At 70.6% G+C, this 13173-nt stretch carries 12 protein-coding genes; 1 reads left to right on the forward strand and 11 read right to left on the reverse strand.

The window, feature by feature from the left end:
• The 10 genes from serA to otsA all read right to left on the reverse strand — a co-directional run.
• Positions 1-1159 (reverse strand): phosphoglycerate dehydrogenase (serA, locus tag I5E_RS15345; RefSeq protein WP_022907758.1); only part of this gene is annotated, 1159 nt, incomplete at its 3' end.
• A 269-nt stretch (positions 1160-1428) separates the two neighbouring features.
• Positions 1429-1695, reverse strand: coding sequence for a hypothetical protein (locus I5E_RS15350; protein WP_022907759.1), 267 nt, complete (start codon positions 1693-1695; stop codon positions 1429-1431).
• The gene (locus I5E_RS15355; protein ID WP_022907760.1) at positions 1692-2132 is read right to left on the reverse strand and encodes a hypothetical protein; all 441 of its coding nucleotides are present in this window, start codon (positions 2130-2132) and stop codon (positions 1692-1694) included. Before I5E_RS15355 ends, I5E_RS15350 begins: the two co-directional genes overlap by 4 nt.
• 61 nt (positions 2133-2193) lie before the next feature.
• Complete coding sequence (locus I5E_RS15360) at positions 2194-3384, reverse strand: mannitol-1-phosphate 5-dehydrogenase (RefSeq protein ID WP_022907761.1); 1191 nt, start codon at positions 3382-3384, stop codon at positions 2194-2196.
• Between the two features lie 208 nt (positions 3385-3592).
• Positions 3593-4618: a ketol-acid reductoisomerase gene (ilvC, locus tag I5E_RS15365; RefSeq protein WP_022907762.1), complete on the reverse strand. Its 1026-nt coding sequence runs from the start codon at positions 4616-4618 to the stop codon at positions 3593-3595.
• A 117-nt stretch (positions 4619-4735) separates the two neighbouring features.
• Positions 4736-5236, reverse strand: a complete 501-nt coding sequence (ilvN, locus tag I5E_RS15370; protein WP_022907763.1) for an acetolactate synthase small subunit — start codon at positions 5234-5236, stop codon at positions 4736-4738.
• Positions 5233-7056 (reverse strand): acetolactate synthase large subunit, encoded by a 1824-nt coding sequence (locus I5E_RS15375; RefSeq protein WP_022907764.1) that lies wholly within the window; start codon positions 7054-7056, stop codon positions 5233-5235. The genes ilvN and I5E_RS15375 overlap by 4 nt, the downstream gene beginning before the upstream one ends.
• 46 nt (positions 7057-7102) lie before the next feature.
• Positions 7103-8797, reverse strand: coding sequence for a dihydroxy-acid dehydratase (ilvD, locus tag I5E_RS15380; RefSeq protein WP_022907765.1), 1695 nt, complete (start codon positions 8795-8797; stop codon positions 7103-7105).
• A 97-nt stretch (positions 8798-8894) separates the two neighbouring features.
• Positions 8895-9683, reverse strand: a complete 789-nt coding sequence (otsB, locus tag I5E_RS15385; protein WP_022907766.1) for a trehalose-phosphatase — start codon at positions 9681-9683, stop codon at positions 8895-8897.
• Positions 9676-11268 carry an alpha,alpha-trehalose-phosphate synthase (UDP-forming) gene (otsA, locus tag I5E_RS15390; RefSeq protein WP_022907767.1) on the reverse strand — a complete coding sequence of 531 codons (1593 nt, stop codon included), beginning with the start codon at positions 11266-11268 and terminating at the stop codon, positions 9676-9678. Before otsA ends, otsB begins: the two co-directional genes overlap by 8 nt.
• Before the next feature lie 187 nt (positions 11269-11455).
• Between otsA and I5E_RS15395 the strand changes: the two genes are divergently transcribed.
• Complete coding sequence (locus I5E_RS15395) at positions 11456-12427, forward strand: magnesium transporter CorA family protein (RefSeq protein WP_022907768.1); 972 nt, start codon at positions 11456-11458, stop codon at positions 12425-12427.
• A 13-nt stretch (positions 12428-12440) separates the two neighbouring features.
• Here the strand turns inward: I5E_RS15395 and I5E_RS15400 are convergent.
• Positions 12441-13173 (reverse strand): ArsB/NhaD family transporter (locus tag I5E_RS15400; RefSeq protein ID WP_031262914.1); only part of this gene is annotated, 733 nt, incomplete at its 5' end.

Genomic DNA, 13173 nt, shown 5'->3' on the forward strand with positions numbered 1-13173 from the left:
CGGGCGTTGACGTCGACACCTGGTCGCTGACGACGTCGGTGAACACGCCCTTGAGCGCCGCGAGCTTCAGCACGCTGACGTCGTACTCGGCGAGCTCGCCGTGCACCTCGACGTCGATGCTCGTCACGGGCGACGTGGCGAGGCCGGTGAAGACCTGGCCGAGCTTCTCGACGAGCGGGATGCCCGGGCGCACGTACGGGTCGATGACGCCGCCGGCGACGTTGACCGCGTCGGGCACGAGCTCGCCGCCGAGGGCGAGGCGCACCGACTTGGCGACGGAGACGCCCGCCTTCTCCTGGGCCTCGTCCGTCGAGGCGCCGAGGTGCGGCGTGACGACGACGTTCGGGAGCGCGACGAGCGGCGAGTCCTTGGGGGGCTCGGAGACGAAGACGTCGAGTCCGGCGCCGGCGATGGTGTTCGACGTCAGCGCACGGTGCAGTGCGTCCTCGTCGATGAGCCCGCCGCGGGCGACGTTCACGACGAAGGCGGTCGGCTTCATGAGCGCGAACTGGTCGTCCGAGATCATGCCGACGGTCTCCGGCGTCTTCGGCATGTGGATGGTGGTGAAGTCCGCACGCTTCAGCAGGTCCTCGAGCGAGACGAGCTCGACCCCGAGCTGCTGGGCACGGGCCGTGGTGACGTACGGGTCGTACGCGATCACCTGCACGCCGAACGCCTGCAGCCGCTGCGTGATGAGCGCGCCGATCCGGCCGAGGCCGATGATCCCGACGGTCTTCTCGTAGAGCTCGACACCCGTGTACGCGGAACGCTTCCAGGTGCCGGCCGCGAGCGACGCGTGCGCGGCGGGGATGTGGCGCGCGAGCGACAGGATGTGGCCGACCGTGAGTTCGGCGGCCGAGATGATGTTCGACGTCGGCGCGTTCACGACCATGACGCCTGCGGTGGTGGCCGCCTTGATGTCGACGTTGTCGAGGCCGACGCCGGCACGGGCGACGACCTTGAGGTTCGGGGCCGCGGCGATCGCCTCGGCGTCGACCTTGGTGGCGGAGCGCACCAGGATGGCGTGCGCGTCGGCGAGGGAGGCCAGGAGCGCGGGGCGGTCGGTACCGTCCACGTTCCGGATCTCGAAGTCGGGCCCGAGGGCGTCGACTGTGGCGGGCGAGAGTTCTTCGGCGATCAGGACGACCGGCTTCGGCACAGCTGCAGTTTCCTCACACGAGACGGGCGGTATCCCACCATCGTATCGACGTGTGGACGTGGTTACGACCGCAGGGTCGGCCCGGTGGGCGACCACCTGACGGACAGGAGGCGCGGNGNNNNCNNGNNNCNCNNCNCCNGNCCNNCNGNGGNNGCGNCNGANGNCCGGCNGNCGCGGGACGANCGGCTGCNGGGCGAGCCNCGGCGCNCCGGCCGCGGCGAAGGCGAGGACGAAGACGCCGACCGNGACGGCGAGCCGCGCGCGGCGACTCACCCACAGCGCCACGGCGAAAGCCACGGGCGCGATCGCGAGTCGAGGACGAGCCACGCCCACGGGGTGCTCCGCGCGAGCGAGTCGCCGCCGGAGGTGGTCCCGAGGAACGCGTTGAACGCCCGGACGGACTGCGAGACGGTCACCAGGTTGCCGATGCTCTGCACGGTCATGTACGCGAAGAGCAGCGCGAACACCACCCAGACGACGAGCTTGCCGACGAACGCCCCCGAGGGACGGCGGACGGTCGGGGTCGCGGCGGTCACCCGAAGCTCCTGGTCATGAGGAACGGCCAGGGGAAGAGCACGAGGGCGCCGAGCAGCATCCAGAGCAGACGGCTGCGGGTGCGCTGTCCGCGACCGGCCCAGAGGACGACGGTGAACCAGAGTGCCGGAGCGACGATCGAGAGGAACCGGAGGACCTCGACGAAGACGGTCAGCACGGTGTCGACGTTCGAGACGTACGAGGTCGAGGCGGTGAGCAGCCAGGCGACCGTGTAGAGCAGGTACAGGCCACCGAAGACGCCGAAGCCGATGAGCGCGCCCGAGGTCTCGGGGGCCTCGGGGTCGCGTCCGGCTCGCGCCTTCACGGTGACCGGGTTGTGTGCCGCGTCGACGTGGGTCGCGTCGTCGGCGTCGCCCCAGCTGAGGGCGTCGTCGTCGTGGTCGACCGAGCCGTCGGGCGGGGATGCTGCCGTGGTCATGCCTCGATCCTACGAGGCGAGCCGCTCGGGCTCGACCATGGACGAGCTGTGCGCCCGGTCCTCAGACGTCGGCGGGCTGGGTCTCGAGGACCTCGGCGACGACCTCGCGCACCGCGGGGAACAGCGGGTGGCTCTCCATCAGCCCGGTGAGGATCTCGGTGAGCGCGTGGGCCGTCGCACCCGAGCGGAGCAGCGCGTGCAGCTCGATCGACTCGGGGTCGTTCTCGTCGTCGAAGTCGAGCGCGACCCGGACGGCGCCGAGCAGGTGGTCGACGGGGAGCCCGCGCTCGGCGAGCTGTGCGGCGGGGCCGACGAAGCGTTCGCGTCGACCGAGCTTCCGCAGCGGGTTGCGTCCGACCCGGACGGTGGTGTCCGGCAGGTGCGGGTTGGCGATCCGGGCGAGGTTCGCGGCGACGTAGCGCGCGTGCTCCTCGGGGTCGAAGCCGTGCTTGGCGACGAGGAGCGCGGTGGTCTCGGCCAGGACGCCGTCGACCTCGGCGCGGACGTCGTGGTCCTCGAGCGCCTCGCGGATGAGACGGATGCCGCGCACGTAGCCGTGGTAGGCGGCGGTCGCGTGGGCGGTGTTCACCGTGTAGAGCTTCCGCTCGACGAACGGCTGCAGGTCGTCGACCCAGGTCACGCCGTCGATCGCGGGCGGTTCGGCGTCCGATTCGGCGAAGGGCGTGCGCTCGATGACCCACTCGTAGAAGGGCTCGAGCACGACGTCGAGGCCGCCGGACTGTCCGAGCACGCCGGACTGGTCGGGGACGATGCGGTCGATCGCGCAGTTCGCGAAGACCGCCGCGATGTCGCGGTCCTCGAGGATCGGGGCACGGCGGATGCTGGCGTGCAGCGAGTCCGTCGCGTTGAAGGCGTTCTCGCACGCCACGATCGTGACGTCGCCACGATCGAGCGGCCGGGCGGCGAGCCCCTCGGCGATGACGGGGGCGACGAGCGGCAGGGTGCGGGCGCCGACCGCGGTCGTGACGACGTCGGCCTCGGCGATGGCCCGGACGACCTGCTCGCGCTCGGTCTTGCTGCTCAGGGCGCGGAAGCCGTAGACGAGGTGCTCGACCGGCATCTCGCCGACCTCGTGCACCACGAACCGCCCGGCCTCGTTGAGGGCCGTGACGACGCGGTCGTCGACGTCCACGAAGGTGAGCTCGTAGCCGCTCGCGACCAGGAACTGACCCACGAACCCGCGTCCGATCTTGCCGGCGCCGATGTGGACCGCTCGCTTCGTCACCGCCATCCGACGATCCTCCCATGCTGGACGACGACATGAGGACCGCACACGTCCGCGAGGGACGACGGCCGTCGCGAAACGTCCCCGGGAACGCCGAGGACACGCCGGTGTGCGGCGTCGGGGGTGGTCGTGAAGAGCTGCATAACGTTCGGGTCACATCGCGAGGCGGCGGTGCGGGTGCACCGCCGCCTCGACGTCGAGTGTGGTGCGAAGACTACCGCGCGGCCGAACCGTCCACGTAGTCGGCGTCGTTGGACTTCCACGCGAACAGGGCGCGCAGCTCGCGTCCGGTCGCCTCGATCGGGTGGTTCTCGCCCTTGGCGCGGAGCGCCTTGAACTCCGGCGCACCGGCGTCCTGGTCGTCGATGAAGCGCTTGGCGAAGGCACCGTTCTGGATGTCCGCGAGGACGGCCTTCATGTTCTCCTTGACCTCGGGCGAGATCACGCGCGGGCCGGAGACGTAGTCACCGAACTCGGCCGTGTCGGAGATCGACCAGCGCTGCTTGGTGAGGCCGCCCTCCCAGATGAGGTCGACGATGAGCTTGAGCTCGTGCAGGACCTCGAAGTAGGCGATCTGCGGCTGGTAACCCGCCTCGACCAGGGTCTCGAAGCCGTACTGGATGAGCTGCGACGTGCCACCGCAGAGGACGGCCTGCTCGCCGAACAGGTCGGTCTCGGTCTCCTCGGTGAAGGTCGTCTTGATGCCGCCGGAGCGGAGCCCGCCGATGGCCTTCGAGTAGCTCCACGCGAGGTCCCAGGCGGAACCCGACGCGTCGACCTCGACGGCGACGATCACCGGGACGCCGCGGCCGGCCTCGTACTCGCGGCGCACGGTGTGCCCGGGGCCCTTCGGCGCGACGAGCGAGACGTCGACGCCCTCGGGGGCCTCGATGTAGCCGAAGCGGATGTTGAAGCCGTGCCCGAAGACGAGCGTCGCGCCCGGCTTGAGGTTGGGCTTGATGTCCTCGGCGTAGACGATGCGCTGGACCTGGTCCGGCGCGAGGATGACGACGACGTCGGCCCACGCCGTGGCGTCGGCGGGGGTGTGGACCTCGAACCCGGCCTCCTCCGCCTTCTGGCGGCTCTTCGAGCCCTCCTGCAGGCCGATCTTGACCTCGACGCCGCTGTCGCGGAGGTTGAGGGCGTGGGCGTGGCCCTGCGAGCCGTACCCGATGACGGCGACCTTCTTGCCCTGGATGAGCGTCAGGTCGGCGTCGGCGTCGTACACGATGTCAGTCACGGTGGTGGTTCTCCTGTGGTCGGTTCGGGAAGCGTTCGTTGCGTGGAGTCGGGAGGAGGCGGCCTGGAGGCGCGGTGCGGGTGGCGACCCGCGCCTCCAGTCCGCCACGGGTCGCGGTCAGCGCACCCGGTCGGTGATGCTCTTGGGCCCACGGCCCATGCCGAGGAGGCCCGCGCGGGCGAGCTCCTTGATGCCGTAGGGCTCGAGCACGCGGAGGATCGCCTGGATCTTGCCGGGGTCGCCGGTCACCTCGACGATGAGCGAGTCGTTCGCGACGTCGACGACCTGTGCACGGAACAGGTTCACTGCCTCGAGCACGGCCGACCGCGTCTGGTTGTCCACCCGCACCTTCACGAGCATGTGCTCGCGCTGGACGGACTGCGAGAAGTCCAGCTCGACGATCTTGATGACGTTGACCAGCTTGTTGAGCTGCTTCGTCACCTGCTCGAGCGGGAGGTCCTCGACGTCGACGACGACCGTGATGCGGCTGAGGCCGTCGACCTCGGTGTTGCCCACGGCGAGGGACTCGATGTTGAACCCGCGTCGGGCGAAGAGGCCGGCGACGCGCGTGAGCAGACCCGGCTTGTCCTCGACGAGGAGGGAGAGGACGTGGCTCATGCGGTTTCCCCCGTCATGTCGGCGTCCTCGTCGTCCCACGTGGGGGCGAGGGCCTGGGCGTACTCGATGGACGAGTTGCTGACACCCTGCGGGACCATCGGCCAGACCATCGAGTCGCGGCTCACGACGAAGTCGATCACCACGGGGCGGTCGTTCGTCTCGAGCGCGAGCTGGATGGCGGCGTCGACCTCCTCCGGCTTCTCGACGCGGATGCCGAGGGCACCGTAGGCGTCGGCGAGCTTCACGAAGTCCGGGACCCGGCGGGTGCCGTGTCCGGTCTGCAGGTCGGTGAACGAGTGCCGTCCGTCGTAGAACAGCGTCTGCCACTGCCGCACCATGCCGAGCGACGAGTTGTTGATCACCGCGACCTTGATCGGGATGTCGTTGATGACGCAGGTCGCGAGCTCCTGGTTCGTCATCTGGAAGCAGCCGTCGCCGTCGATCGCCCAGACCACGCGGTCGGGCTGGGCGACCTTCGCGCCCATCGCCGCGGGGACGGAGTAGCCCATCGTGCCGGCGCCGCCGGAGTTCAGCCAGGCGTTCGGCCGCTCGTACTTGATGAACTGCGCCGACCACATCTGGTGCTGACCGACACCGGAGGCGTACACGGCCTCGGGGCCGGAGAGCTCGCCGATGCGGCGGATGATCGCCTGCGGTGCGAGGAGCCCGTCGGTCGGTTCCGCGTAGCCGAGCGGGAAGTCGGTGCGCAGCTGGTCGAGCTTCGTCCACCAGTCGGCGGTGGAGGCACGCTCGTCCGCCGGCACGCCGTTCCAGGCGTCGAGCAGGTCGACCAGGACCTCGCGCGCATCGCCCACGATCGGGACGTCGGCGAAACGGATCTTGGAGATCTCGGCCGGGTCGATGTCGACGTGCACGACCTTGGCGTTCGGCGCGAACTCGTCGGCCTTGCCGGTCACGCGGTCGTCGAACCGGGCGCCGAGCGCGATGATCAGGTCGCTGTCCTGCAGCCCGAGCACCGCGGGGACGGTGCCGTGCATGCCGGGCATGCCGAGGTGCTGCGGGTGCGAGTCCGGGAACGCGCCACGGGCCATCAGCGTCGTGACGACCGGCGCACCGGTGGCCTCGGCGAAGCGGAGCAGCTCAGCCGTCGCGCCGGAGCGGACGACCCCGCCGCCGACGTACAGCACCGGGCGCTCGGCCTCGGCCAGGAGCTGGGCGGCCGCGGCGATCTGCTTGCCGTGCGCCTTGGTCACCGGACGGTAGCCGGGCAGGTCGATCTTGGGCGGCCAGACGTACGGTGCCGACTTCTGCTGGGCGTCCTTCGTGATGTCGACGAGGACGGGGCCGGGGCGCCCGGTCGTCGCGATGAGGTGCGCCGCGGCGAGGGTCGCCGGCACGTCGGCCGGGTCGGTCACGAGGAACGAGTGCTTCGTGATCGGCATCGTGATGCCGACGATGTCGGCTTCCTGGAAGGCGTCGGTGCCCATGAGCGTCGAGAACACCTGGCCGGTGATCGCGATGAACGGCACCGAGTCCATGTAGGCGTCGGCGATCGCGGTGACGAGGTTCGTCGCGCCGGGGCCCGAGGTCGCGATGGCGACCCCGACCTTGCCGGACGCCGAGGCGTAGCCCTCGGCGGCGTGGCCGGCGCCCTGTTCGTGCCGGACGAGGACGTGGCGGATCGTCGTGGACGCCATCAGCTCGTCGTAGAACGGGATGATGGCACCGCCCGGCAGGCCGAAGACGTCGGTGATCCCGAGGTGCTCGAGCGTCCGGAGGACGGCTCCCGAGCCGGTCAGGATCTCCGGCGTCCGGCGTGCACCGGCGGCCGCGGACAGCGGAGTGGCTTCCGTGGGCATGAGGTGTTCCTTGCCTGGAGAGGTGGCGATGGTGCGTGTGTCGACGCTAGCCCGTGACCGCGCCCTTGGCGGCGGACTGGACGAGCTTCGCGAACTTCGCGAGGACTCCGCGGGTGTAGCGCGGGGGCAGCGGGGCCCAGCCTGCTCGGCGGGCTTCCAGCTCGGCGTCGTCGACCAGTAGGTCGAGCGAGCGAGCCGCGATGTCGACACGGATGCGGTCGCCATCGCGCACGAATGCGACTGGACCTGCGTCCACCGCTTCCGGTGCGATGTGGCCGATGCACAGGCCGGTTGTGCCGCCTGAGAATCGTCCGTCCGTCAACAGTAGTACATCCTTGCCGAGTCCAGCGCCCTTGATGGCCGCGGTGATGGCGAGCATCTCGCGCATGCCGGGTCCGCCCTTGGGGCCCTCGTACCGGATGACGACGACGTCGCCCTTCCGGATCTGCCCCTCGGTGAGGGCGTCCATGGCGGCGCGCTCGCGGTCGAACACCCGTGCCGGGCCCTCGAAGACCTCGGCGTCGAACCCGGCCGTCTTCACGACCGCGCCCTCGGGGGCGAACGAGCCCTGCAGGATCGTCAGGCCGCCGGTGGCGTGGATCGGGTTGTCGAGCGTGCGGAAGACCTCGCCGTCGAGCGCCGGCGGATCGATCTCGGCGAGGTTCTCGGCGAGGGTCTTGCCCGTGACGGTCATGACGTCGCCGTGCAGCAGACCCGCGTCGAGCAGTGCCTTCATGATCACCGGGATGCCGCCGTTGCGGTCCACGTCGACCATGACGTACTTGCCGAACGGCTTCATGTCCGCCAGGTGCGGGACCTTCGAGCCGATGCGGTTGAAGTCGTCGAGGGACAGCTCGACCTCGGCCTCGTGCGCGATCGCCAGGAGGTGGAGGACGACGTTCGTGGAGCCTCCGAGCGCCATGGCGACGGCGATGGCGTTCTCGAACGCCTCCTTCGTCAGGATCTGGCGCGCGGTGATGCCGTGCCGGAGCATGTTCACCACGGCTTCGCCGGAGCGGTGCGCGTAGTAGTCACGACGACGGTCCGCGCTGGGCGGCGCCGCCGAACCGGGCAGCGACATGCCGAGGGCCTCGGCGACCGACGCCATGGTGTTCGCGGTGTACATGCCACCGCAGGCGCCCTCGCCCGGGACGATGGCGCACTCGATCTTCTTGAGCTCCTCTTCGCTCATCGTGCCCGCCTTGCAGGCGCCGACACCCTCGAAGGAGTCGATGATCGTGACTTCCTTCATCGTGCCGTCGGCCTGCTTGACGTACCCGGGCATGACCGAGCCGGCGTAGAGGAAGACGCTCGCGAGGTCGAGTCGCGCCGCGGCCATGAGCATCCCGGGCAGGGACTTGTCGCAGCCGGCGAGCAGGACGGTGCCGTCCAGGCGCTCGGCGTTGACGACCGTCTCGACGCTGTCGGCGATGACCTCGCGCGAGACGAGGGAGAAGTGCATGCCCTCGTGGCCCATCGAGATCCCGTCGGAGACGGAGATGGTCCCGAACTGGAGCGGGTACCCGCCGCCGGAGTGGACGCCTTCCTTGGCGCCCTGCGCGAGGCGGTCGAGGGAGAGGTTGCAGGGGGTGATCTCGTTCCAGGAGGACGCGATCCCGATCTGCGGCTTCTCCCAGTCCTCGTCGCCCATGCCGACGGCCCGCAGCATGCCACGCGAGGTGGTTGCTTCGATCCCGTCGGTGACGACCCGGCTGCGGGGCTTCACGTCGATGTCAGGCATGGGGTGAGTCTAGGCGCAGTTGGGATACCAGGCGGACAACAACATGCGTTCGCATGCGGTCGGGCCTTGGCGGGCCGGGAGGCGCGGGTCGGGTCCGTCAGGCCGGTCGCGTCGCGCGCGCCCGGGCGAGCTGCTTCAGGACGGCGGTCAGGGCGGTCGGGTCGGCCACGCGGTAGCCGGCGAGCGTGTCGCCCTCCCCCACCTTGACGCCCACGTCGCCGTCACCGAGCACGCGGAAGGCGTCCTCGTCGGTGACGTCGTCGCCGGCGAAGAACACCGCGTCGGCGCCGTGCAGGTCGCGCAGGCGGGCGATCGCGTCGCCCTTCGTGACGTGCCGGACGGCGAACTCGAGGATGTCCTTGCCCCCGCGCTCGAGGACCTCGGGGTCGGCGTCGTGCGCCGCTGCGCTCGCGGCCTGGTCCGCCTCGGCGGCGACCTCGGCGCTGACCCGGCGTGTGTGCACACCGTGACCGGCGGGCTTGTGCTCGATGACGACGCCCGGGAACCGCTCCCCGACGGCGTCGAGCGCGGCACCGATCCGAGCGACGCGGGCCTGCTCGTCGGCCGTCAGCGCGGCCTCGTCGTGCCCGTCCACGCGCCACTCGACGCCGTGCGAGCCGACGAGTGCCATGTCCTCGGGTGCGTGCGTGACCGCCACGAGGCTGCCGAGCGGGCGGCCCGAGACGAGGACGACCTCGGTGTCCTTCGCGCGGTGCAGGGTGAGGACCGCGGCCCACGAGCCCGGCAGCGCGCCGACCTGGGACGGGTCGTCGGCGAACGGCGCGAGCGTGCCGTCGAAGTCGAGGGCGACGATGAGTCGCGGCGCAGCCGCGAGCGTCTCGAGGGCCCGGTCGATCGCGGTCTGGTCGGTCGTCGTCTCAGGCATCCCGCGCCTCCCGGGTGTCCTCGGCCGCACGCGCGGTCTGCGCGTCCTGGTCGAAGATCGACATGTTGTCCGTCTGCGCCTCGCGGTGCTGGTCCTTCGGGTCGGCCGCGGAGGGGTCGATCTGGGCGTTCTTCGGCGCGTGCCGGTCCAGGGCCTCGAGGAACGAGCGCGACCAGCGCGCCACGTCGTTGTCGCGGACGCGCTTCCGGAGCGCGCGCATGCGGGTGGACCGCTCACGCCTCGGCATCTCGATGGCGCGCTGGATCGAGTCCTTCAGCGCACCGATGTCGTGCGGGTTGACGATGACGGCCTGCTTCAGCTCGTCGGCGGCACCGGCGAACTCGGACAGGATGAGGACGCCGTCGTTGTCGAACCGGGCCGCGACGTACTCCTTCGCGACGAGGTTCATGCCGTCCCGGAGGGCCGTCACGAGCATGATGTCGGCGGCGAGGTAGAGCGCCACCATCTCCTCGCGCGGGTAGCCGTGGTGCAGGTACGCGATCGGCTGGTGTCCGATCACGCCGAGGTCGCCGTTGATCCGGCCGACCGTGAGCTCGATCTCGTCGCGGAGCGTCGCGTACGTGTCGACACGCTCGCGGCTCGGGCTGGCGACCTGCACGAGCGTCGCGTCCTCGACCCGGATCCGGCCGTCCTCGACGAGTTCGCCGAAGGCCTTGATGCGGTGCCGGATGCCCTTCGTGTAGTCCAGCCGGTCGACGCCGAGCAGGACCGTCTTCGGGTTGCCGAGGCTCGCGCGGATCTCGCGGGCGCGCTCCTGGACCTCGGGGCGGTGCGCGATCTCCTCGAAGCCGGCGGCGTCGATCGAGATCGGGAAGTGCCGGGCCTCGACGTGCCGCACGGTGATGCCCTTGCGGCTGCGCGGGGCGTCCGGGTCGTCGACCGGGACGTCGATCGTCTGCCCCTTGGTCGTGTAGCCCTTGATGTGCCGGACCGCGCGGAGGAAGTCGCTCGCGTCGTCGTGCCGCTGGAACCCGATGACGTCCGCACCGAGCAGTCCGTCGAGGATCTGCGCGCGCCACGGGAGCTGGGCGTAGATGCCGACCGGCGGGAACGGGATGTGGTTGAAGAACCCGATCGTCAGGTCGGGTCGCATCGCACGGAGGAGCGCCGGGACGAGCTGCAGCTGGTAGTCCTGCACCCAGACGATGCCGTCCTGCTCCACGATCTCGGCGATCTGCTCGGCGAACCGCTGGTTCACGCGCTTGTAGGCGTTCCACCAGTCGCGGTGGTAGCTCGGGTGCTCGATGACGTCGTGGTAGAGCGGCCAGAGGGTGTCGTTGCTGAACCCCTCGTAGTACTCCTCGACGTCGTCGTTGCTCAGGGGGACGGGCACGATGTGGATGCCCTCGTTGTCGAACGGGGCGACCTCGACGTCGGGCTGACCCACCCAGCCGACCCAGGCACCGTCGTTCGCGCGCATCACCGGCTCGAGCGCCGTGACGAGACCGCCGGGCGAGTGCCGCCAGCCCTCGTTGCCGTCCTCGTCGACGACGCGGTCCACCGGCAGGCGGTTCGAGGCGACGACGAACGCGTAGCGGGTCTGGTCGGTGCGGGGTGCTGCCATGGGGTGCTGGGATCTCCGTTCCGCCCGGCACGATCGCCGGGTTCGGTGCCGAAGCTACCAGCGTGCCGACAGCGGATTCACGGCGGATCGGCGGATTCCGAGGCGCTGTGGCGGCTCCGCCGGGACGGGCAGCTCGCGCACGGCCGGCCCTGGGGTTCCGGAGCCCGCGGCTCAGTAGGCTCGGGGCATGGTCATGACACGGGCGTGGCGGAACGGCACGGCGGCGGAACGCGACTTCCCGGTCGACCGGATCTCCGACCTCATCGCCGAGGACGGCACGTTCGTCTGGGTCGACTACACCGACCCGGACCCGACCGACCTCGAGCACGTCGAGGCCGAGCTCGGCATCCACGCGCTCGCGGTCGAGGACGCCGTCGAACGCGGCCAACGACCGAAGCTCGACCGCTACCGCGACAGCCTCTTCCTGGTCGTCTACGACGTGGACGGTCTCGACCACGCCGGGGACCTCACCGTCCACGAGGTGAAGGCGTTCGTCACCGCACACGCCCTCGTCACGATCCACGGCGCCGACGTCGACACCGGGTCCGTCGAACGCCGGCTCGAGGCGACCACGGACCTCGCCGACCACGGTGTCCCGTGGTTGGTGTGGGGACTGCTCGACGCGGTGACCGACCACGCCACGAGTGCGGTCGAGGACATCGAGCGGCGGATCGACGAGCTCGAGGAGGACCTCTTCGAGCACGGCACGCCCCGCGAGCAGCAGATCCAGCGGCGGTCGTTCCGGCTCCGGAAGGCCCTCGGCGTCCTGCGGCGCCAGGTGGTCCCGACCCGGGACAGCGTCGCCTCGCTGCTGCACGGCGACGCCGAGACCATCTCGAACGGCATCCGCCCCTACTTCCGCGACGTCGAGGACCACCTCGTGTCGATCACGGACTCCGTCGACCAGCTCCGCGACGCGGTGTCGAGCGTCCTCGACACGAACCTCAACCTGGCGTCGAACCGGCAGAACACGGTGATGAAGAAGGTGACGAGCTGGGCGGCGATCATCGCGATCCCGACGGCCATCACGGGGTTCTTCGGCCAGAACCTGAAGTTCCCGGGGATGGGCCAGTGGAGCGGCCTCTACTTCTCCCTCGGACTCATCATCGCCTCGTCGCTGACGCTGTACCGCGTGTTCAAGACGAAGGACTGGCTGTAGCGCCCCGGCCGGGTCAGAGCCGCAGCGCGAGCACCCCGGCCACGACCGTGAGCGGTGCCACGATGCACCCGAGCGCCATGTAGCGCCCCCACGACAGGTGGACGCCCTCGGACGACAGCCGGGCGTGCCACAGCAGCGTCGCGAGCGATGCCCACGGCGTGATGAGGCAGCCGGCGTTCACGCCGACGAGGAGTGCCGCGTACCGCAGGGCCTCGTGCCCGGCCGCGGGCTCGAGCACGAGGTAGGCGGGCAGGTTGTCGATCGCGTTCGCCGCCACCGCGCCGGCACCGCCGAGTGCCAGGAGCGGACCCGTCCCGGTGCCTCCGGGCAGCGCGTCCACGATCGGGTCCGTGAGCCCGGTGGTGTGCAGGGTCTCGACGACGACGAAGAGCCCCGCGGCGAACAGCAGGGTGGACCACGGCACGCGGGAGATCCGGAGCTCCGACGGCGCGCGGAAGGCGGCGACGACGACGAGCACCACCGCAGCGACCACGGCGGCGATCCAGACGGTCACGCCCGCGGTCAGTGCGACGACGAGCGCGACGAGCACCGCCGAGGCCGACCAGAAGAACACCGGGTCGGCGGCACCGCGCACCGCGACCGGCGTGTACCGGCCGAAGAGCTTGCCGCGGAACACCACGAGGAGCACGGCGCACGGGATGACGACCCCGGCGAGCGCCGCCCACACCATGAGCCCGGCGAACGGGATCGGTCCGTCGAGACCGATCCGGTCGACGGCGAGCAGG

It is taken from the genome of Curtobacterium sp. B18 (genome assembly GCF_000333375.1).
Classification (GTDB): Bacteria; Actinomycetota; Actinomycetes; order Actinomycetales; family Microbacteriaceae; genus Curtobacterium.